The organism is Coriobacteriaceae bacterium (assembly GCA_025992855.1).
Lineage (GTDB): Bacteria > Actinomycetota > Coriobacteriia > Coriobacteriales > Coriobacteriaceae > Collinsella.
In genome coordinates this window covers 1,530,235-1,551,321 of record DAJPGB010000001.1, presented here as the reverse complement: position 1 = coordinate 1,551,321, position 21,087 = coordinate 1,530,235, and the positions used below count along the sequence as shown (strand labels likewise).

General features: G+C 65.8%; 19 protein-coding genes. 5 read left to right on the top strand and 14 right to left on the bottom strand.

Annotated features, from left to right (window positions below; translation table 11 throughout):
• Positions 1 to 216 precede the first annotated feature (216 nt).
• The 5 genes from sdaAA (at position 217) to OIL88_06530 (ending at position 7,236) form a co-directional block, all read left to right on the top strand.
• Positions 217 to 1,824: an L-serine ammonia-lyase, iron-sulfur-dependent, subunit alpha gene (gene sdaAA / locus OIL88_06550; protein HJI72023.1), complete on the top strand. Its 1,608-nt coding sequence runs from the start codon at positions 217 to 219 to the stop codon at positions 1,822 to 1,824.
• A gap of 149 nt (positions 1,825 to 1,973) precedes the next feature.
• Positions 1,974 to 3,707 (top strand): L,D-transpeptidase, encoded by a 1,734-nt coding sequence (locus OIL88_06545; GenBank protein ID HJI72022.1) that lies wholly within the window; start codon positions 1,974 to 1,976, stop codon positions 3,705 to 3,707.
• Between the two features lie 132 nt (positions 3,708 to 3,839).
• The gene (locus OIL88_06540) at positions 3,840 to 5,252 is read left to right on the top strand and encodes an efflux RND transporter periplasmic adaptor subunit (GenBank protein HJI72021.1); all 1,413 of its coding nucleotides are present in this window, start codon (positions 3,840 to 3,842) and stop codon (positions 5,250 to 5,252) included.
• Positions 5,252 to 6,025 (top strand): ABC transporter ATP-binding protein, encoded by a 774-nt coding sequence (locus OIL88_06535; protein HJI72020.1) that lies wholly within the window; start codon positions 5,252 to 5,254, stop codon positions 6,023 to 6,025. Before OIL88_06540 ends, OIL88_06535 begins: the two co-directional genes overlap by 1 nt.
• On the top strand, positions 6,022 to 7,236 hold the full coding sequence (locus OIL88_06530) for an ABC transporter permease (GenBank protein ID HJI72019.1): 1,215 nt from the start codon (positions 6,022 to 6,024) through the stop codon (positions 7,234 to 7,236). Before OIL88_06535 ends, OIL88_06530 begins: the two co-directional genes overlap by 4 nt.
• A 232-nt stretch (positions 7,237 to 7,468) precedes the next feature.
• Here OIL88_06530 and cobK read toward each other — a convergent pair whose 3' ends face one another.
• The 14 genes from cobK to OIL88_06460 are packed head-to-tail and all read right to left on the bottom strand — an operon-like array spanning position 7,469 to position 21,071.
• A complete protein-coding gene (cobK, locus tag OIL88_06525; GenBank protein HJI72018.1) occupies positions 7,469 to 8,242 on the bottom strand; it encodes a precorrin-6A reductase in 774 nt (257 codons plus the stop codon).
• The gene (locus tag OIL88_06520) at positions 8,239 to 8,880 is read right to left on the bottom strand and encodes a precorrin-8X methylmutase (protein ID HJI72017.1); all 642 of its coding nucleotides are present in this window, start codon (positions 8,878 to 8,880) and stop codon (positions 8,239 to 8,241) included. The genes cobK and OIL88_06520 overlap by 4 nt, the downstream gene beginning before the upstream one ends.
• Complete coding sequence (locus OIL88_06515; GenBank protein ID HJI72016.1) at positions 8,881 to 9,396, bottom strand: cob(I)yrinic acid a,c-diamide adenosyltransferase; 516 nt, start codon at positions 9,394 to 9,396, stop codon at positions 8,881 to 8,883.
• Complete coding sequence (locus tag OIL88_06510) at positions 9,393 to 10,892, bottom strand: cobyric acid synthase (protein ID HJI72015.1); 1,500 nt, start codon at positions 10,890 to 10,892, stop codon at positions 9,393 to 9,395. Before OIL88_06510 ends, OIL88_06515 begins: the two co-directional genes overlap by 4 nt.
• Positions 10,885 to 12,108, bottom strand: coding sequence for an aminotransferase class I/II-fold pyridoxal phosphate-dependent enzyme (locus tag OIL88_06505; GenBank protein ID HJI72014.1), 1,224 nt, complete (start codon positions 12,106 to 12,108; stop codon positions 10,885 to 10,887). Before OIL88_06505 ends, OIL88_06510 begins: the two co-directional genes overlap by 8 nt.
• The gene (gene cbiB, locus OIL88_06500) at positions 12,105 to 13,079 is read right to left on the bottom strand and encodes an adenosylcobinamide-phosphate synthase CbiB (GenBank protein HJI72013.1); all 975 of its coding nucleotides are present in this window, start codon (positions 13,077 to 13,079) and stop codon (positions 12,105 to 12,107) included. The genes OIL88_06505 and cbiB overlap by 4 nt, the downstream gene beginning before the upstream one ends.
• Positions 13,079 to 14,080 carry a bifunctional adenosylcobinamide kinase/adenosylcobinamide-phosphate guanylyltransferase gene (locus tag OIL88_06495; protein ID HJI72012.1) on the bottom strand — a complete coding sequence of 334 codons (1,002 nt, stop codon included), beginning with the start codon at positions 14,078 to 14,080 and terminating at the stop codon, positions 13,079 to 13,081. The genes cbiB and OIL88_06495 overlap by 1 nt, the downstream gene beginning before the upstream one ends.
• The gene (locus OIL88_06490) at positions 14,077 to 14,844 is read right to left on the bottom strand and encodes an adenosylcobinamide-GDP ribazoletransferase (protein ID HJI72011.1); all 768 of its coding nucleotides are present in this window, start codon (positions 14,842 to 14,844) and stop codon (positions 14,077 to 14,079) included. The genes OIL88_06495 and OIL88_06490 overlap by 4 nt, the downstream gene beginning before the upstream one ends.
• Complete coding sequence (locus OIL88_06485; GenBank protein ID HJI72010.1) at positions 14,841 to 15,389, bottom strand: bifunctional adenosylcobinamide kinase/adenosylcobinamide-phosphate guanylyltransferase; 549 nt, start codon at positions 15,387 to 15,389, stop codon at positions 14,841 to 14,843. Before OIL88_06485 ends, OIL88_06490 begins: the two co-directional genes overlap by 4 nt.
• Positions 15,386 to 16,528 carry a nicotinate-nucleotide--dimethylbenzimidazole phosphoribosyltransferase gene (locus OIL88_06480; GenBank protein ID HJI72009.1) on the bottom strand — a complete coding sequence of 381 codons (1,143 nt, stop codon included), beginning with the start codon at positions 16,526 to 16,528 and terminating at the stop codon, positions 15,386 to 15,388. Before OIL88_06480 ends, OIL88_06485 begins: the two co-directional genes overlap by 4 nt.
• Positions 16,521 to 17,903 carry a cobyrinate a,c-diamide synthase gene (locus OIL88_06475; GenBank protein HJI72008.1) on the bottom strand — a complete coding sequence of 461 codons (1,383 nt, stop codon included), beginning with the start codon at positions 17,901 to 17,903 and terminating at the stop codon, positions 16,521 to 16,523. Before OIL88_06475 ends, OIL88_06480 begins: the two co-directional genes overlap by 8 nt.
• On the bottom strand, positions 17,900 to 19,249 hold the full coding sequence (gene cbiE, locus OIL88_06470; protein HJI72007.1) for a precorrin-6y C5,15-methyltransferase (decarboxylating) subunit CbiE: 1,350 nt from the start codon (positions 19,247 to 19,249) through the stop codon (positions 17,900 to 17,902). The genes OIL88_06475 and cbiE overlap by 4 nt, the downstream gene beginning before the upstream one ends.
• Positions 19,237 to 19,980, bottom strand: a complete 744-nt coding sequence (cobJ, locus tag OIL88_06465; protein ID HJI72006.1) for a precorrin-3B C(17)-methyltransferase — start codon at positions 19,978 to 19,980, stop codon at positions 19,237 to 19,239. Before cobJ ends, cbiE begins: the two co-directional genes overlap by 13 nt.
• Positions 19,980 to 21,071 (bottom strand): cobalamin biosynthesis protein, encoded by a 1,092-nt coding sequence (locus OIL88_06460; GenBank protein ID HJI72005.1) that lies wholly within the window; start codon positions 21,069 to 21,071, stop codon positions 19,980 to 19,982. Before OIL88_06460 ends, cobJ begins: the two co-directional genes overlap by 1 nt.
• Positions 21,072 to 21,087: the final 16 nt, after the last annotated feature.

The window sequence follows — 21,087 nt, the reverse complement described above, 5'->3', positions numbered from 1 at the left end:
CCAACACGGGACGCGGAATAAGTCACCAGCCGATGAATTTTGCAGCACAGCCGCCCCAACCATGTATCCTAAGTCCCGAGGGGCGGGGCATAAGGTCGATCGCGAGTTCCGCACGAGCCGGAGAGCACTTAATGTGCTCTCCGTGCGAGCAGGACTGTCCGAGCAGGCGACCTTATGCCCCGTCCCTCGGGACGACGGGATAGAAAAGGAGCAACCATGGCAGGCAAGCCGCAAACACTAGCTACGACCTCGGCATTCGAGATCTTGGGCCCCGTCATGGTCGGCCCCAGCTCATCACACACCGCCGGCGCCCTGCGGTGCGCCCAGGTGGCCGCAAGTCTGCTCGAGGGCCGCATAACCAAGGTCACCTTTGGCCTATGGAACTCCTTCGCCCACACCTACCGCGGCCACGGCACCGACCGCGCGCTCGTCGCGGGCATCCTGGGCCTCGATACCGACGACGAGAACATCAAGCAGGCCTTCGACCTCGCACGCGAGCAGGGACTCGAATATCACTTTGACATCAAGGGCGACGACGCCTCCATCCACCCCAACACCGTCGACATCGACATGGTCGACGACACGAGCGCCACGGCGCAGGTCCGCGGCGAGAGTCTGGGCGGCGGCAAGATGCGCATCAGCCGTATCAACGGCGTCGGCGTCGACATCTCGGGCATGTACTCCACGCTCTTTGTGGCGCACTACGACGTTCCCGGCGTGCTCGCCGCGCTCACCAACCTGCTCGCCTATGCCCACGTGAACATCGCTTTCTGCCGCACCTACCGCACCGAGGTGGGCGGCCAGGCCTACTCCGTCTTTGAGACCGACGGCGCGCCAGACGACACCGTCATCCCCATGCTGCGCAAGCTCGATAACGTCGACTACGCGACCTTTATTGAGCTTCCCGGCTCAGCCTCATCGCTCTCCCCCGGCGTCTCGGCCAAAGAGATCTTCGACGACGGCGAGCAGCTGCTCGATGCGTGCGCCGAGCTCGGCCTGAATATTGGCGCCGTTATGGCCATGCGTGAGGCGCGTCTGACCGGCGAGGCCCATGCTATCGCAGCCATGCGCCGCGTGCTCGACGTCATGCGCGAAGAGACCACGGCCCCCATCGCCAATCCGCAGCAATCGCTCGGCGGGCTTATCGGCGGCGAAGCCAAACTCGTCGATGCCACCTGCCGCAACGATTTGAGCACAAGCCTAATGGGCCCCGTTCAGACCGATGCCGTGTCCCGAGCGATGGCCGTGCTCGAGCGCTCCGCCACCATGGGTGTGATCGTCGCCGCCCCCACGGCCGGCTCCGCGGGCGTCGTACCCGGCTGCGTGCTGGCGCTCGCCGATCACCTCCAGCTCGACGACGAACAGGTCATGGATGCCCTCTACTGCGCCGCCGCCATCGGCCTCAACCTCACCACGAGTGCCTGCGTCGCCGGCGCCGAGGGCGGATGCCAGGCCGAGGTTGGAAGCGCCGCTGCCATGGCAGCCGCCGCGCTGGTGCAGATGCTCGGCGGCACGCCCGAGCAGGCGCTCGACGCCAGTTCCATCGCGCTGAGTAACCTGCTGGGCCTCGTTTGTGACCCCGTCGGTGGCCTCGTGGAGGTGCCCTGCCAAAACCGCAACGCCATTGGCGTGGCAGCGGCCTTTAGCTCGGCACAACTCGCCCTCGCAGGCATTAAGAGCTTGGTGCCGTTTGACCAGATGGCACATGTCATGCTTTCGGTGGGCCACGCGTTGCCGGCCACGCTGCGCGAGACGGCAAAGGGCGGCATCGCGCAGGCTCCGGCCGCACTTTCGGCCTGTGCAAAATGCGGTGTGTGCGGATAGCGGCAAAGAACGACTCAAAGGTGGGACAAATGTCCCACCTCTTTTGAATGCCACCGTTTCCGTACCACAAACAGCAGGGCAATCGCTATAATGCAAGCCCAGTAAAAACACGATGAACCGCAAGGCGAAAATCGAAGGATATGCATACGATGTCGCAAAACGATCGAACTCAACTGATTCCCGATCCGCAGCAGCCGAGCAGGCACACCGGCGGCGTTCAGTCGCCGCGTCCTATCGCGCCGAGCCACGGTCAGCAGCGTAGTGCAGCAAACGCTTCCCAACGCCCGAACCAACAGCGACAGCAGCGTCAACAACGTCAGCAGCGCCAGGCAAACGGCAATGCGCCCAAGCAGCCCCCGACGAACGCTCGAGGCGATCGTGGCCCCGCGCGCAAGTCCGCCGGCAACAATAAGTCGGGCAAAAAGACGACGCTCTTTGTCGTCCTGGGTCTAATCGTCATTGTCTATATCGTAGGCATCGTAGCGTTTTCGCAGGTAGCCTACCCCAACACCACTATCGCCGGCGTCGATGTCTCGTTCTCCAACGCTTCGTCTGCCGCCACCAAGGTCAACTCGGCTTGGAAGCACTATAAGCTCACCGTGACAGGCGATGACTTTAGCTGGACCTATCAGCCCGAGTCCGATGAGCCCATTGTCGACGGCGAAGCTGCCGCAAAAGAGATTATCAGCCGCAACGAAGCCATTGTATGGCCGGTTCGCCTTGTAGAATCCTTAAGCGGCAAGACCAAAACAACCGCTAGCTCCAACGAAGTCGATCTTGATCAAGACGTCGACCTGTCCATGCTCTCCGACACCTTTGACCAAAAGCAGTTTGAGAAGGATCTGGGCGCCGCCATCGACGAGTTTAACGAGGGGCGTTCGGGCGCGTTCGAGGCCAATAGCTCCTATGACGAGCAGGCCGGCAAGTTTACCGTCGAGAAGGCGCGCTCCAACGAAAAACTCAACCGCGAGCATGTCATTAAGTATGCCGAGCTCGAGCTTGCCTCGCTGGCCGAGACCGTAGATCTTTCCAAGCTCGGCAACGATGCCTATGAGCCGCTCAATGGAACGCTGACCGATGATCAGATTCAGTCTGCATGCGATGCCGCCAACAACTTCTTGGGCGTCAACGTGACCCTCAAGCTCAACGGCGAGGATGCCGGCAAGGTTGATGGCAGCTCCGTGCTGCAGTGGATCAGCTTTGCCGATCCGGCCAACCCCACGCTCGAAACGTCGCAGATCAGCAGCTGGGCAGCCGAGCTCGCCAACGGCTTTAATACCGTGGGCTCCACTCGCTGGTGGACGCGCGCCGATGGCAAGCAGTGCGCCGTCGAAGGCGGCGACTTTGGTTGGTCCATCGACAGCAGCTCGCTCGCCAAGCAGGTCGAGGACGCCATCAACAACAAGCAGACCGGCGAAATCGAGATCAAGTACTCCCAGAAGGCCGACACATTTACCGCCAAGGGCGAGCCCGACTGGAAGGCCTATATCGACGTCGACCTGTCCGAGCAGCATGCGCGCTACTACGACGAGAGCGGCAACATCGTGTGGGAGGCCAACTTTATTTCTGGCAAACCGGGCGAAGACGCCACCCCCGAGGGCGTATGGCAGATCAACAGCAACGATGGCGCCAGCAAACTCATCGGTGCCAAGGACCCCGAGACCGGCAAGCCCAAATACGAGAGCCCGGTAAGCTACTGGATGCCGTTCGAGGGCAATATGGTCGGATTCCACGACGCCACCTGGCAAAACGATTCGAGTTTCGATAACGCCGAATCGTACAAGTGGTGCGGTAGCCACGGTTGTATCAACCTGCGTCTGGCCGATGCCAAGTCGCTCCACGAGCGCATCAAAGTCGGCCTCTGCGTGGTTGTGCACTCGTAACGCAGCTAACGTCTACAACAAGTAAACAGCACGGCGACAAAACTTACAGTACCGTCATCCGCAACTTCTATACGCCCGCCTATCGCGACGGGCGTATATACTTATCGGAGCCATATCGATAAAGGAGACGCTATGTCCAAGGTCCCCACGATCAATCCGGGTCCTGACGATTCCGATCGCATGCCCCAAGATGCCACCGAGACCCTGCCGATTATCAGCGCTGCAGACACCAAGCAGCCCCAAACGAGTCTCGACGATTCGACCGATATCTCCGATGAAGAAGCCTATGCAAAGCTCAAGGCAAAGCGTGCCGAGCGTCGGCGCAAAAAGCTCATCCGACGCGGTATCGCCGTCGGTGTCGTTGTTGCCATCGCGCTCATTGCCATCATCGCAACGCTGGTCATCAACGCGCAACCCGCAGGCACCAACGGACCGGTGACCGACATGGTCACCGAAGGCACGTTTACCACCACAGTCGAAGCCAAGGGGCAGCTTAAGCCCATCTCGGCATCGGTCGTCTCCCCTTCTGTCGACGGTACGGTTGAAAAGATCAACGTGCAGGCCGGACAGAGCGTCAACGAGGGCGACGTACTCATGACCATTAAGAACGACGCGCTCGATAGCGCTGTTTCCGAGGCGCAGCGCGCGGTCGCGGCCGCCCAGGAAGACCTGAACAATGCAAAGGTGGCACTCGCGGCCGCACAGGCCGCACCGACAACGGACAGTGACGGATCGACCGGTCCATCGGACGCAAACGCCAACGCAAATGCCGTCTCGACCGCCCAGCGCAACCTCGCCTCGGCCCAGGCAGCGCTGGAACAGGCAACTGCAAAGGCGGCCGAGCGCACCGTAAAGGCCCCCAGCTCGGGCAGCATCGTGGAGCTCAACGCCAAGGTGGGCGCTACGGTAACAGGCGGCATGATCATGGGTGAAAGCGACACGAGCGGCGGCAAGCAGTGCATGCAAATCGCCGACCTGTCCAAGATGAAGGTGACGGTTCAGGTGGGCGAAAAGGATATCGCCAAAATTGCCGTGGGCCAAAGCGCCAACGTGACCTATCCCGCGTTTCCCGATATCGTGAGCCAGGGCACCGTCACGGCTATCGCCTCGGTGGCAAACTCTGACTCCGGCTCCGGTAGCGGCGGCAGCGTGACCTTTAACGTCGACATCCTCATCGAAGCACCCGACAGTCGCCTTAAGCCGGGTATGACTGCCGAGGTCTCGGTAGTGACCGAGAAGCTCGACGACGTGGTTATGGTGCCGACCATGGCGCTGATGACCGAAGACGGCGAACACTATTACGTCAACGTGGCAACCGATGACGAGGGCAAGCAAACCCGCCGCGTCAAGGTGACCGTCGTGACGCAAAACGACAACGAGGCTGTAGTCGGCAAGACACAGGTCAAGCGCGACGACCAGGGCAACGAGATCAACCCAGACGTCCCGGTTACCAAGTTACGCGACGGCGACACCATCGTGACGGATACCGGCACAGGCATGACGGCAGACGGCGGCGACAATATGTCTGCCGACGAGGGCAAGTAATGCGTCCCGTCATCGACATCCGCAACGTGCACCGCATCTTTGAGAGCGAAGCCGGTTGCGCCCACATCCTGCACAACGTGAGCCTGGCGGTGAACCCCGGTGAGTTCGTCGCAATCACCGGCCCCTCGGGCTCGGGCAAGTCGACGCTCATGAACATCCTGGGCTGCCTGGACAAGCCGACGGCGGGTGATTATTTCCTGCAAGGGCTCAACGTCGCCGAGCTCGACGATGATGAGCTCACCGAGGTGCGCGCGCTGAGCATCGGCTTTGTCTTTCAGAGTTTTAACTTGCTGCCGCGTCTGACGGTGATCGAAAACGTCATGCTGCCGCTGTCCTACACCAATGTGCCGCGTAGCCAGCGCGAGATGCGCGCCGTGCACGCGCTGCAAGCCGTCACACTGCCGGTCGACCATTGGGACCACCGCATATCGGAACTCTCGGGCGGACAGATGCAGCGCGTCGCTATCGCGCGCGCCCTCGTCAACGACCCGCCCATCATTTTGGCCGACGAGCCAACGGGAAATCTAGACTCGACAACCGGGGCGCTCGTCATGGAAACCTTCCACAAGCTCCAGAAACGCGGCAAGACCATCGTACTCATCACGCATGACCCCGGCATCGCCGCCGAGGCCGATCGAGCCGTAACCATCCGTGACGGGCGAATCCATGACGGCGCATATGTCGCGCATACACCGAATACGTTACGCGGGGCCGTCAAAAACCTGCCCGAGATTTCTGCAACCACCAATCAGCCGAAAGGAGCGAAGGCATGAGCGCCCGCGATCTCATCCAGGAAGCACTTCACTCGCTCGAGGCCAACAAGGGGCGCAGCCTGCTCACCATCCTGGGCATTGTCATCGGCATCGCATCGGTCATCGCCATGACTTCGCTCATCGGCGGCATACAAAACAGCCTGGTCAACAGCTTGGGGCTCAATGCAGCCCGCATGGTGCAGATCTATTCGTCCCAAGAACTCACTGATTCTGACGTCCAGAAGCTTCAAAAACTGGTGCCGCAGATAGAGCAGATCGGGATTGTCGACAGCGCGTATACCGAGTACAAGTCTGGCGATAAAAGCTATACCGTCATGGCACAGGGTGTCGACAGCGACATGCTCGACGCCGTGGGTGCCAGCAAGCTCGTTGCAGGACGTGTCTATTCACAGGCAGAGTCTCAATCAGGCTCGCGCGTGGCGCTCATCAGCCGCGGCGGCGCCGATCAGCTTTACGGCAACGAACAGGATGCGCTGGGGAAAACCATCAAGGTGTCCAACGGCGAGGTGCAGATTGTAGGCGTGATTGATGGCGGCAGCGACTCCATGGGCTCGCTCACGCTGTATATGCCACGCGAAACCATCTCCGGCCTGTTTGGCGACGAGAATCCTTCATTCCCCAGCGTGACGGCACTTGCCGCCGAGGGCACAGACATGGACGAGCTCTGCAAGACCATCGAGTCTAAGGTGCGCGCGATGAAGGGCATCTCGGAGGATGATGAGTACGACAGCGTATCGGCGACCTCCATGAAAAGCGCCATCGATGCACTCAACTCGTTTATGGGCGCCTTCTCGCTCATCATGGGCGCTGTCGCCAGTATCTCACTGCTTGTCGGCGGAATCGGCATTATGAATATGATGCTCACCAACGTGACTGAGCGCATCCGCGAGATCGGTATTCGCCGTGCCCTGGGCGCCAGTCGTTGCGATATCACCGCGCAGTTTTTGACCGAGTCCTCGGCGCTGTGCGTCATCGGTGGCCTGCTGGGTGTCCTGATTGGCTATCTGCTGGCCTGGGGCCTCGCGGTGTTTGCCGCAGGATCAGGGGTTCTCAACGAGCTCGGTGCCAGTGGGCAGATCACACCGAGCTTTTCAATCGCCACGGTGCTGCTGGCCTTCGGCGTCTCCGTCGGCATCGGCGTAATCTTTGGCTTCTACCCCGCTCGCCGCGCGGCAAAGCTCAACCCGGTGGAGTGCCTACGCTACCAGTAAGCCACCACCAGCTACCAGTAAGCCACCACCAACAAGTTGCGGTGAATTAGGGACTGAATATGCTATCTAGCCGCAAAAACAGGCACTATTTCACCGCAACTTATTGAAGGGCTGTTTGCGCCAGTTCTGGGCGTCGTCCTCGAGCTATTGATGGATGACGGGCTTGTACGGGTCGAGCTTGCTCGGGGCGCTCCTCCTCGCGGGCGAGAGGGCGCGCAGGCGCGGCGAGCGCCTAGCGCGCGAACTCCCGTAAGAGCGCGTCTTCCACTTCCCGAAGCGAAAGGGCCCCGCCTCCCTCGGCGGGACGGGCGACCACGATGCAGCGCGCTCCCACGTCGCGCGCGGAGGCGATCTTCTCGGCCGTGCCGCCTACGGTTCCCGAGTCCTTGGTCACAAGCCACTGGGCGCCCACCTGCCGAAGCATCGCCTCGTTGAGCTCGCGGGTGAAGGGCCCCTGCATGCCGATGACGTGCGACGGCGAAAACCCCGCGTCGATGCACTTCGTTATAGCACCGGGCAGCGGGAGCACACGCACGAAGAAGCGCTCCGCGAAATCGGCGACGCTCGTGTAGGGAGCAAGCTCCTTGCTCCCCGTCGTGAGAAGAGCGCGACCCGGGTTCTCGGAGAGAAAGCGCGCCGCGCAGGCGATCGACGCGACCGAGACGATGCCTTTGGGCAGCGCCTCGACCGGGCGCGCAAGGCGCAGGCATTGTGCGCCCACAGCGAGCGAAGCGGCCCGGATGTTGCCGCTTGCGAGCGTAGCGAAGGGGTGCGTGGCGTCGACGACGATGCGCGCGCCGGAAAGCTCACGCTCCATGTCGGCCTCGTCGAGCCTACCCGCATGCACCTCGATGCCCGGAAGCTCGCCCAAAAGCTCGCCTCCGTACTCGGTTGCCGCGTAGGCACGGGCGGGGATTCCCGCCCCGCTCGCCCATTCGCACAGAAGGCGGCCCTCGGTGGTGCCGGCGAAGATGCGCAGCGCCGGCGCGGATGCGGGCGCCGTCACTTCGGGCCGCCTGTGCGCGTGATCTGGTAGAGCAGCGCGTTCATAATGGCGGCCGCCACGGTCGAGCCGCCCTTGCGACCCCTCGCGACGATGGCCGGCACGCGTCGCGCGAGTAGCTCCTCTTTCGCCTCGACCACGTTCACAAACCCGACCGGCACCCCAACGACGAGCGCGGGCGCGATCTTCCCCGCGTCCATGAGCTCGGCGAGGCGCAGAAGTGCTGTGGGAGCGTTGCCGACGGCCACGATGAGCGGACCCTCGATGCCGCAAGCTTTGTCCATGCTCGCAACGGCGCGAGTCGTGCCCGCGGCGCGCGCAGCCGCGGCGACATCAGGGTCGGCCATGTAGCACACGGCCTTGCAGCCGAGCTTCGCGAGCGCGGGCTTGCTTATGCCTGCGAGCGCCATGTTCGTGTCGGTGAGCACCGTGGCCCCTGCGCGCAGTGCGTCGAGCGCACAGTGCGCGGCGTCATGGGTGAACACGAGGGAATCGGCGTACGAGAAGTCGGCAGTGGTGTGGATGACGCGCTTCACGACGGGCTCTTCGAGCGGCGGGAACGTGCGGCCGCCGAGCTCTTCGGTGATGATCTCGAAGCTGCGCCGCTCGATGTCGCCGGGCGCCATCTCCTTGGAATCCATCTAGTACTCCACTCCTTCCCTTGCACATATCCCCTGCTCGTAGGGATGTTTCTCGCACCGCATCTCGGTTATGTAGTCGGCCTTCTCCACGATCTTGCGGGAAGGCGCGCGCCCGGTGAGCGCTACTTCGACGCCGCGCGCGGACATATCGAGCGCGCGGTCCACGAGCGCCTCGTCGACAAGCCCCTTCGAAAGCGCGTCGAGTGCCTCGTCGAGCACGAGCAGTCCCTCTTGCGCGCCCTCGAGCTCGGCGAGCGCGGAAGCGAGGTTCCCATCGTGCAGCTCGCACGTCGCGGCAAGTTCTTCCGACGTCATCGACCAGCTAAACTTGTCCGACGCCTTCCCCGCGAACACGGGCACGCCGAAATGCTCGGCGAGCAGGCACACCTCCCCGCTTTCGCCGTCTTTCAGGAACTGCACGACGACGACGCGGCGGCCTGCAGCGAGCATGCGAAGGGCGAGGCCCATCGCCGCCGTGGTCTTGCCTTTGCCGTCGCCATGATACACGTGGATCATACGCCCTCCTCGATAATGCGGTAGACATACTCCATGTCGAGCGCCCCGCGCACGACGTCGGCCAGGCGGTCGAACTCGCGCGCACGGTGATCGGCCGCGGACGCCGCGCCCGCAGCACCCACGACGTTCTCGGGCAGGCCGCGCATGCGCGCGAGTGAGCGCGCGAGGGCGAGCGCCACCCCCGGTTCGTCGAACAGGCCGTGGAGATAGGTTCCGAACACGTTACCGCAGGCCGCGCCTTCCGGTTTGCCGCCAATCGTGCCCGCAGGGGCGCAGGAGACGGTCGTTTCGCCGTCGTGAATCTCGTACCCGCGCGCCATCATGCCGTTCCACACCGAGAACGCGCCTTGGGCGCCCGTGATGCGCAGCTCCGACTGGGCGAGGCGCTTTTCCTCCTTGAAAACCGTACTTGCAGGGATGAGCCCGAGCCCGCGCGCGGTGCCAGCGCCTTCCCTGCCGTGCGGGTCGGAAAGCTCGTCTCCCAAAAGCTGGTAGCCTCCGCATATGCCGAGCACCGGCGTGCCCGCGCCCGAAAGCGCGCGTACACAGGCTCCGATGCCGCTAGCCGCAAGCCAACGCGCGTCGTCGAGCGTAGTCTTCGAGCCGGGAAGCACCACCAGGTCGGGTCGGCCCAGATCGGTCGTCGAGGAAACGTAGCGCACGCCCACGCCGGGCACGCGCGAAAGCGGGTCGAAGTCGGTGAAGTTCGACAGATGCGGAAGACGCACGACGGCGACGTCGATGACGCCGCGCGCCTCGCGGGCAGATAGGCGCGGCGCGAGCGAGTCCTCGTCGTCCAGGTCAAGCGTGAGATACGGCACGACCCCCACGACGGGAACCCCGCACATCTTCTCGAGCGGGGCCAAACCCGGGCGCAGGATTTCCACATCGCCGCGGAACTTGTTCACCACAAGCCCCCGCAAAAGCGCGCGGTCCTCGGGCGCAAGGAGCGCGACCGTGCCGTAGAGCTGGGCAAATACCCCGCCCGGGTCGATGTCGCCCGCAAGCAGCACGGGGGAGGACACGGCGCGCGCGAGCCCCATGTTGACGATGTCATTTTCGGCAAGGTTGATTTCGGCGGGGCTGCCGGCGCCCTCGATGACGATGACGTCGTTTTCCTCCGCGAGCGAATCGAACGCCTCCAAAATCTGCGGCATGAGCGCCTTCTTTCGCGCGAAGTAGTCCCTCGCAGCGAAGGCTCCCTGCGCCTTGCCGGCCACGATGAGCTGGCTTCGGTGGCCGCTTTCGGGCTTGAGCAGGATGGGGTTCATGCGCACGTCGGGCGCGATGCCGCACGCCTCGGCCTGCATGATCTGGGCGCGCCCCATCTCGAGCCCGTCGGCCGTGACGCCGCTGTTGAGTGCCATGTTCTGGCTCTTGAAGGGAGTCACGCGCAGGCCGTCCTGCGAAAGTACGCGGCACAGCCCCGCCGCGAGCAGGCTCTTCCCCGCGTTCGACATGGTGCCCTGGATCATGATGGGCTTGGCCCTACCCACGGGTATCGACCTCCTTCGCCAAGCCTCGGCCATCCGCGCCCGCCATAGCGCCGCTGAAAGAAGCGCCGCCCCGTTCGTCGGGTTCGCCTTCGCCCGATGCGTCTTCCGCCCGAAGCGCACGGCCGAACGCCATCGCAAGCCGGGCGTTCTCCTTGCGCGTGCGCACCGCGACGCGGCACCAGAAACGGGACAGTACCGAAAACGAGTCGCACGTGCGGACCAAAACCCCCTGATCATACAGGCGCTCGGGGATGTCTTTCGCCGGCGTGCGGACTAAAAGGAAGTTCGCATCCGACGGCACGACGGAAAGCCCGAGCGAGGAGAGCTCGTGGGAAAGCCACGCTCGCTCGCCCTCCAATACATCGCGCGTGCGCGAGACGTATTCGACGTCTTCCAGGGCGGCGATACCCGCGGCCTCGGCGACCGAAGAGACGGGCCACGCCTGCCCCGCCCGGCGAATCCCCTCGATGAGTTGGGCGTTTCCGCTGATCAGATATCCCAACCGCAACCCCGCCATTCCGTAGAGCTTGGTGAACGCGGAGAGCACGGCCACATGGCGCGAACACGCGGCGCGTGCGGCCACGCTCCTTTCGCGGGCGTCGGGCGCAAATCCGAGGAAGCACTCGTCCACGACGAGCAGCGCGCCCACCTGCTCGCAGCGGCAAGCCGCGGCATCGATCACACGGGGGTCGACGAGGCGCCCCGTCGGGTTGTTCGGATTGCAGAGGTACGCCACGTCTCCCGGCCCCTCGATCGCGCGGGCGAAGGAGGCGGGCACGTCGAAGTCGTCCGCTTCGGAGAGCGGGAACTCCTGCACGCATGCGCCGTAGTACGATGCCGCCTCCGCATATTCAGAGAACGTCGGCGCGCACACGACGATGCGTTTCGGGCGCACCGCCGCGGCGAGCCGCCAGATGATGTCGGACGCGCCCGCGCCGCAGACGATAGTATCTTCGGGAATGCCCTGGTCGCGCGCTAGGGCGCGAACGAGGGCGAGGCTTTCCCTATCGGGGTAGGCGTCGATTCGAGAAAGCGCCTTGCAAGCTGCGGCGACGGCGCGCGGCGAGGGGCCTGCCGGATTCACGTTCACCGAGAAGTCAATGAGGTCGGAGGCACCCCCTTCGCAAGCGATGCCGAGCGATTGCGCGCTGCCCCCATGCGTGCGGGCGCGCAGGATTCCCCCGGCAGCCCGGGGCGCGGCGTGGTCTTTCCTCATGCCATCGCCCCCACGGCGAGCACGACCGCCGCGCGCGCGGCGCCGAAGACGACGAGCGCGCATACGGACGCGGCGAGCATGAGCCTTGTCGCCCGGGCGATGTCGCCCCACTCGATTTCGCAGGACGCGTCGCCTATCGTCGGTTTCTCAACGAGCTTGCCGAAATACACCGCGGGTCCTGCCAGGCGCAGTCCGAGCGCACCCGCGCACGCCGACTCGGTCTGCGCCGCGTTCGGGCTCGCATGGCGACGCCTGTCGCGGCGCCAGATGCGCGCCGCCCCGCGCGCGTCGAGCCCGACGATCGGGCACACGGCGATCATGAGCAGGGCCGATAACCGCGAGGGAATCCAGTTCACCGCATCGTCGAGGCGCGCCGAGGCGCAGCCGAAGTCGATGTAGCGCTCGTTTTTGTAGCCCACCATGCTGTCGAGCGTGTTCACCGCCTTGTACGCCATGCCCAAGGGCGCACCCCCGATCATAAGGTAGAAAAGCGGCGCGATGACACCGTCGCTCGCGTTCTCCGCCACCGTTTCCACGGCGGCGCGCGCGACGCCCTGCTCGTCGAGAACAGACGTGTCACGTCCCACGATGAGCCCGACGGCTTCGCGCGCCGCGACAAGTCCGCCCTTCGAGAACGCGCGGGCAACGGCCAGGCTCTGGCGGCGCAGCTCGCATGCCGCGAGAATCTGATAGCTCGCCCATGCCTCGGCCACGAAGCGCAAGCCGGAGTGAACCATGCCGCAAAGATGCAGGATTCCCCAGGTCAAAAGCCCACACGCAAGCGGAAGCGCCACGGCGAGCACAAGCCCTGCGGTGCGCGTGCCCGCGGACGTTTGCGGGAATGCGCCCCGCAGGCGGCCTTCGGCCCACGTGATCGCGCGCCCCATGGCGACGACGGGATGGGGAAGCCAGCGCGGGTCGCCGAAGGCAAGGTCGGCCGCGAACCCGGCGGCGACGGCAAGAATCGTCATCACCGGGCATCGCCCCCCGAAGCGGGGCGAACGTCGCGAAGGCAGCGCCCATCCCAAGTGGCGGCCCATGCGCCGCCCGGCTCGGTATGCACGTCGAAGTATCCCATTTTCGGGACAGCTAGCTCGGAGAGCAGCGCTTTCACGGTACCCGCGTGAACGACGAAGACGGCGCGCCCACTCCCCTGGGCGCGCTCCGATTCGCACGCCTCCCGAAACGCCGCGATGACGCGGCGGGTGAAATCGCTCTTGCCCTCGCCATGCGGGCAGCGCGTCTCGCACCAGGAGTCTACCCAGGCGCGATAGCGCGCATCCTCTTTAAGCTCGGCGGCGCTTCGCCCCTCGAAGTCGCCGAAATCCATCTCGCGCAGACCGGGGCACGCCATAAGCTCCGCGTTCGGGAAGAGGATGCGCGCCGTCTGGTCGGTGCGGGCCATGCCGCTCGTGATAACACGGAACACGTCACGATCGCACGCGAGGTCGCGCAAAGCGCGCTCGCCCGCACTCGACAGGGGCTCGTCGGTGCCCGCCCCGCTGTAGCGATGGTCTTCCGTACCCGCCGTGGCACCATGGCGCACGAAGACGACTTCCAAAAGCGCACCCGCGCCCTGCGTCCCTCGAGGTGCATCGGCAAGGTTTCCTTTGATGACCTGGGGAATCCCGCACGTCATGCGCACGACGACGTCGGCGCGCGCAGCGAGCGCGCATCCCAGGCGCCCCGCGCGCTCGCGCCATTGGGCGTCTTCCGCACTCATGGGGACGACCCCCGAGCCGACCAAGGGCAGAATCACTGCGTCGAAGCCGATCAGCCGCTCGAGCGCCCGGTCAGCGTCGAGCGCGCGTACGAGTTCCTCAGCACGGTATGCGACGCGGCCGGCAAAAGCCGCGGGCACGCCGCCCTCCGCAAGCTGCGCCGCGTCGACGAAATCGTCCGCCGCGAACCCGAGTTTTTCGCGCACGAAGGTCCTCTTCCCCGAATGCGCGCCACCTACCACGAGCATCATAGGAGCATGCCCCCCACCACCAGCATGGCAAGCATCGCGAGCTCGGCCCATTGCAGAAACCATCCGGCCAAATCCCCCGTCACCCCGCCGAAGCGGGACAGGGCAACATGGCGGTACCACGCGAGCACCAAAAGCCCCGCCACCGCCATAAAGGCGCCGACGGCCTGAGCGCACGCGACCATCCCTGCAGCCGAAGCCGCAGCGAAAGCGCAAAGCGGCACGACGATCGCCGCGCGCTTCTTCGCAGGCGAGAGCCCCGCGGCCATGCCGTCCGCCCGCGCGGCAGGCCAGCATTCAACGGCGAGTCCCGAAAGCGCGCGGGAGAACACGAGCGAGCACAGAAGCGCGAGGAACGCCCCCGCCGTAAGCGGCAGCGCGGTGAACAGGGAAAACTGCAGAATAAGGTACACAACAACACCGATGACCCCGAAGGCGCCCGCCCGCGGATCGTGCATGATCTCGAGCTTTCGCTCGCGCGGGGCCCAACTTGCAAGCGCATCGGAGGTGTCGCAGAGCCCGTCTAGGTGGATGCCTCCCGTCACTGCCACAGGCAGCGCCGCGAGCACGGCCGCGACGATGGTCGCGGGCACGCCGAGCAGGTTCGCCACGTGCCCCCACGCCGTCATGAGGAAGCCTTCCGCAAGGCCCACCAGGGGAAACGCGGCAAGTGCATGGGTTGACCCGAAATCGGTCCAGGCCGATTTCGGGACGGGGATGCGCGAGAACGTTCCGAACGCCGCGCCGATTGCCTCTGCTATCTTCACCTTGTAGGTCCTTCGCCTTTCATCCACACGGGAATCCCGCATACCACTTCGACTGCATGGTCGGCCAGCGCCGCCACGCCCGCGTTCACGCGCGCGAGCGCGCGCCTCCATGCCTCGGTCCCTTCATCGTAGCGCATCCCATCGGCGAACACGTCGACGGTGACCACCACCGTATACGCAGCGGCCTGAGCGAGCCGTTCGATGCCTCCGAGTACCTCGCGCGCCGCAGCGTCGGGGTCACGCGGGGACAAGCCGCCTTCCGCGAAGAGCTCGTTCGCAACCAGGTTGCCCACGTCCTCCAAAAGAAGTGTGCAGCCGCGCGGAAGCCCGGGCGCTGCGGCGCCCACGTCACGCGAGCACTCGAGGGTGGAAAACCCTTTGCCTTCGCGCAGCGCCCGATGGCGCGCGATGCGGCGGGCGCCATCTTCCCCGAAGGGCTCCATCGTTGCCAGGTACACGCGAGGGCCGTCGTGCCCGAGGCACAGGGACTCGGCGTAGGCGCTCTTGCCGCTCGCGGCGGCGCCGATGACGAGCGTCACCGTCATTTCCCGGCCTCGAAATGCTCGTAAGCAGCCATGCCAGTCGCCGTGAACGTCTTCCCATCCCGGTACACGCGCAGCGCCGAATCCAGAAGGGGCAGATACGCCATGGCGCCCGCGCCCTCACCCAAGTGCATGCCTGCGTCGAGGGGTGCCTTTATGCCGAGCTCGCGAAGGAGCTCCTGGCTTGCGGGTTCGCTTGATGCGTGGGTACCCACGAGGTAGCCCAAGGCGTTGGGGCACAGGCGCGCCGCGCACAGGGCCGCCGTGCAGGATATGACCCCGTCGAGGAGCGCCGGCGCCTTCGAGGCCGCGGCCCCCAGGTAGAAGCCGCACATCGCCGCGATGTCGAAGCCGCCCACCTTCGAGAGCACGTCGATTGGGTCGGCGGGATCGGGCGAGTTCGCGTCGATAGCGCGCTCGACCACGTCGCGCTTGCGCGCGAGCGAGGCGTCCGAGAGCCCCGCGCCGCGCCCGACGAGGCTCCGCGCGTCCGCCCGGATGAGCACTGCGGCCACCGCCGCCGAGGTGGTCGTGTTGCCGATGCCCATCTCGCCCGCGGCGAGAAGGCGCACGCCGGCGCGGGCAAGCCCGCACGCGACGGCAATTCCGACCTCGATCGCGCGCACGGCCCCATCTCGAGACATAGCGGAGCCGTGCGCGATGTTGCCACTCCCCCGCCGCACGTTCGCGCGCACCATGCGCGCGTCTTCTATGCCCCGGGCCATACCCACGTCGACGGGCACGACCTCGGCATCCGCGAACGCCGCCATGCGGCAGGCGCTCGTGGCCCCCTCGCACATGTTGCGCGCGACGGCTCGCGTCACGTCTTGCCCGCTTTGCGACACGCCTTCGGCAACGACCCCGTTGTCGGAGAAGAATACCGCGAGCGCACGGGGAAACTCGGCCACCTCGGCGCTCCCCTGAGCTGCAGCGATACACGCGACGGCGTCTTCAAAGTCGCCCAATCCCCCCAAGGGGTGCGCGATGGAGTCCCACGCGGCGTACGCGGCGGCGCGGGCGCATTCGTCTGCGGGCGCGATCCGGGAGAGCGCGGCTTCGAGCACGGCGCCCGGCGCCGACGAGAACGCGCGCTCGACTTCCTCGCGAATGCAGGCAAGCGCGGTTTCGGTTGTTTCAGCCATGCCGTCTCCTCTCTGCGAACGACGCTGCGGCAGATGCGAACGCGCGCGCAACGTCGGGGTTCGCGGGATAGTACACATGCGGAAAGCCCGCCACCAGGGACGGGGTGGCCGTCATGCACGGCCAGCCCTTGTCGCGCCGGGGCTTCTGCGCCCAGAAGTCGCCGCCCGGGCAGGTGGACTGCCAGTAATGGAATTCGTGCGCGCGGATGCGTGTGCCGCGCGGCCCGTAGAGCCCGTCGCGTTGGGAAGTGAGCTCCACGTACCCGAAATGGGACAGCCTTCCCCCGTTCTCGCTTGCGCCCTCAAGGGCGCCCGCAACAGGCCAGCGCCGCCCCTCGCTATCGGCGATTTCGCGCTGCAGGTACAGAAACCCACCGCATTCGGCGACCGTCGGCATGCCGGATTCCACCGCGCGCCGCACCGCTTCGCGCATCGGCGCGTTCTCGGAGAGCTGCCGCGCATGGAGCTCCGGGTAGCCGCCCCCCAGATAGAGGGCGCTTGTCCCCCGGGGCAACTCGCTATCACACAGGGGGCTGAAAAAGGCCAGCTCGCAACCAAGGTCCTCGAGCGCGCGCAGGTTCTCCTCGTAGTAGAACGAGAACGCCTCGTCACGTGCGACGGCGACGATGGGCCGCGCTCCCGCGATCAGCTCCAACCGGTAAGGTTCCTCGCGGATATCGGGTGCCGTCGCCGCTATTTCGAGCAAGCGATCGACGTCGACGCTCTTTTCCACCAGCTCGGCCATCTTGTCGATGCGCGCGGAGAGCTGCTCGACCTCGTCGGCGGTCACAAGCCCCAGATGCCGGCTTTCGAGCGAGAACGCCTCGTCGGCGGGGATATTCCCCAAAACTGTGACGCCCGTGTGCTTCTCGATCGCAGGCGCCGCGTAGGCGCAGGCAGCGGCGCTCGTCTTGTTCAGCACGACGCCGCGCACGTTCGCACAAGGCAGGAACTCGGCGATGCCATGGATTACGGCGGCGAGCGATAAAGACGCCCCGCGCCCGTTCACCACTAAAACGACCGGCGTTTCCGTGTCGCGCGCAACCTGGTAGCTACTCGCGTCGGCCACGCCGGGCGCCATGCCGTCGTAGAAGCCCATAACCCCCTCGAGTACCGCGACATCCGCGCCTGCGGCGCCGCGTGCGAGCAGGGCGCGCAGCGTCGGGGCGTCGGTGAAGAAGCCGTCTAAGTTGCCCGAGCGCGCACCCACGACGCGGCGATGAAAGAGCGGGTCGATGTAGTCGGGGCCGCATTTGAAGGCCGCGCATGCAAGGCCGCGGCGCGCGAGCGCGCGCAGGAGCGCGCACGTTAAGACCGTCTTGCCGCTCCCGCTCGAGGGCGCAGTGACCATGAAGCGCGGGATGGACGTGCTCACCGGGCGCCGCCTTCCCCACCTGCACCACGTGCGCTGACGAGGAACACGGGGTTTTGCGCCTTCATAAGATGGTGCGAGCCTACAGCCTCGGCACGGGCGGCCGACACCTGGCACGCCTCGAACCCCTTAAAGCGCGAACCCGAGAGGAGCGCGAACGCCTCGGTGAGCGTCTCAACGGTGACGCATGGCACGCACAGGCGAACCTGCGAGTTCTTCTCGAGCGCCGCCTCCACGATGGAGGGAAGCTCGCCCGCGCTCCCGCCGACGAACACGGCGTCGGGGACGGGCAGTTTCGCGAGCGCTTCGGGGGCGACACCGGGAACGGCATGCACGTTGCCGCACCCGAATGCATCCGCGTTCTCTCGGATGAGCCGCACGCCGGCCGCGTTGCGCTCGACCGCCCATACCGACCCCGCTCGCGCGACGAGCGCCGCCTCGATCGAAACGCTCCCCGTGCCGGCGCCGACATCCCACACGGTGTCGGTCGCGGTAAGGCGCAGCTTCGCGAGCGCGACGGCGCGCACCTCCTGCTTGGTCATGGGAACGTCGCCGCGGATGAAGAGCTCGTCGGGAATGCCCGAGGAAGCGTACGGCCAGCGGGAGCTCGCGGCGCGGGATGCGCCCGCAGAGTCCGCCGCGAAAGAAGCCGCCGCGGGCGCAGACGCGCCGGCCGGCGCCTCGGAGGCTGCGCTAGAGCCCGCAGGCGAACCGGCGCAGCCTGCGAACTCGATAAGCATCACGTTCAAGTCGTCGAACGTCTGACCTGCGATTTCACTTGCGGTCGCGCAGGTGATGCGCTCGTCGGGGTACGACAGGCGCTCGGCCACCGTCACGCGCGCGTCCCCGAAGCCCGCCTGCACAAGCTCGCCCGAAAGCCGCGAGGGATCTTCCCCGCCCGACGTGACGAGGAAGAGCTCACCTGCGCGCTCGGCCTCGGCCACGATGTCGCACGCCACGCCGTGAGCGCTCGCGAAGCGCCAATCCTGCCATGGACGCCCGAGGCGCGCGGCGAGATACGACGCTGAGCTTATGCCGGGAATGACGCGCACGTCCACCTGCGCGTCGCCGGAGAGCGCCTCCACCAGGCGGCGCGCGCCGCTGAACAGCCCCACATCGCCCGTCATAACGACCACGGCGCGCTGCCACGACGCCGCATCGGTGAGCGCGGCGACGATGTCCGCCGTCTTCACGAGCTCGCATCTCACCACGTCGGGCGGCACGTCGATGCCGACAAGCGCGCGATGAGCGCCGATGATCACGTCGGCGAAGCCGATCGCGTCGAGCGCGGCGCGCGAGAGCAAGTCGGGGTTTCCGGGCCCCACCCCGATGATTGTTACCTTTCGCATGGAATCTCCCGATACCCGCGCGGCGTGACCATACGGCCGCCTACGCGCTTCGTGTCCGCGTTGCCGACGAACACGGTGGTGAACATGTCGGCGTCGAACTCCCCCAGCTCGGAGAGCCTGCACATGCCCGACTGCTGCCCCTCGCGCCCGATGTTGCGTACCCAGCCGCAGAGCGTATCGGGGGCCTTCCATTCGAGCATAATCTTCGCCGCGCGCGAGAGTCTGTCGGCGCGCTTTCTACTGCGCGGGTTGTACAAACAGATGCAGAAGTCGGCGCTCGCCACGGCGGCGAGCCTGCGCTCGATGACCTCCCACGGCGTGAGCAGGTCGGAGAGCGACACGACCGCGAAGTCGTGGGCAAGCGGGGCGCCGAGCACCGCCGACCCGCTCTGAGCCGCGGTGGCCCCGGCGATAACTTCCACGTCTACATCGGGGTAGTCCTCCGCAAGCTCCAGCACGGGGCTCGCCATGCCGTACACGCCCGCGTCACCGCTGCACACGAGCGCCACGGCTTCTCCGCTCTGCGCGCGCGAAAGCGCCAGGCGGCACCGTTCGACCTCGTGCATCATCGGCGTCGCGAGATGCGCCGCGTCGGGCACGGCGGCGAGCGCGAGCTCCACGTATTTCGTGTACCCCACAACGATGTCGACCGCCTCGAGCGCGCGCCGAGCCGCAATCGTCATACCGTCGGGGCCGCCCGGGCCGATCCCCACCACGAAGAGCTTTCCCATCACCGCTCCTTAAACGAAAGTTCGATAGTTACCTTGGAAAACGCGACGGTCACGCCGCTGTGAGCGAGCTTCGGGAAGATAAGTTTGCCCCCGTCCGCGAGCGCCGCGCGCTCGCACACGTTGTCGACCCCCACCGTCGCGCGCACGAAATCAGATGGCGAAACGCTGCCATCGACTTGCGACAACTCATCTGCGGAATACGTCGCAAGCGGAATATTGCGCGCGCGGCAGAAGGCGAGCAGACCCTCCTCGTGCGCCTTCACGTCGATCGTCGCCGCCTTGCGCACGGCCGAAGGCGAGATACCCGCCTGCCCGCACGCGAGAAGAAACGCCTCCCCGATCGCTTCGGCGCACGCACCGCGACGGCACCCTATGCCCGCAACGATGCAGGGCACGACAAGGCGAAGCGGTTCGGGCGCAGGCGCCTGCGCCCGCACGCCCGCCGGCTTCCCCGTCTCTCCGGCGGGCACGACCTCGCCCGTTGTCTCCGCCGCGCAAACGGACGCACCTGCGTTCGCGCCAGCGAACGGCGACACGACGATATCGGCCCGAGCGCGGTCGGACGCAATGTCAACCCCCTCAGGCGGCTGTCCCGAAATCGGCATGTCGGAATAGAGCGCCACGCGCCCGCCCGAAAGCAGCCTCGCCGACACTCGCTTGATAGCCTCGGGATTCGAAACGGCGAGCCCCTCACAGCGCGCCCACGTATCCACCGCCCACACGCCGCGGACGTCGGTCGCCGTTGTGATGACGGGGATGGCCCCTGCCGCGCGTGCCACAGTTTGCGCAAGCTCGTTCGCACCGCCCAAATGCCCCGACAAAAGCGGGACGGCAAAGCGCCCCGCCTCGTCGATCACCACAACCGCGGGATCTTTTGCCTTCGAGGCGACATGCGGCGCGATCGCCCGCACGGCGATGCCCGCCGCGCCCACGAACAGAAGCGCGTCCGACGCTTCCCACGCGAGCGCCGTCCATGCGCGCAGGTCGGCCTTCCCCTCGCCGAACCCGCGCGAAACGGAAACGTCCCAGCCAGGGTCATCTTCACCTGTCTGCGCGCAGTCGGAAAGCGCGCGTGCGGTGCGCTCCGCCAACGCATACCCCCTCTCA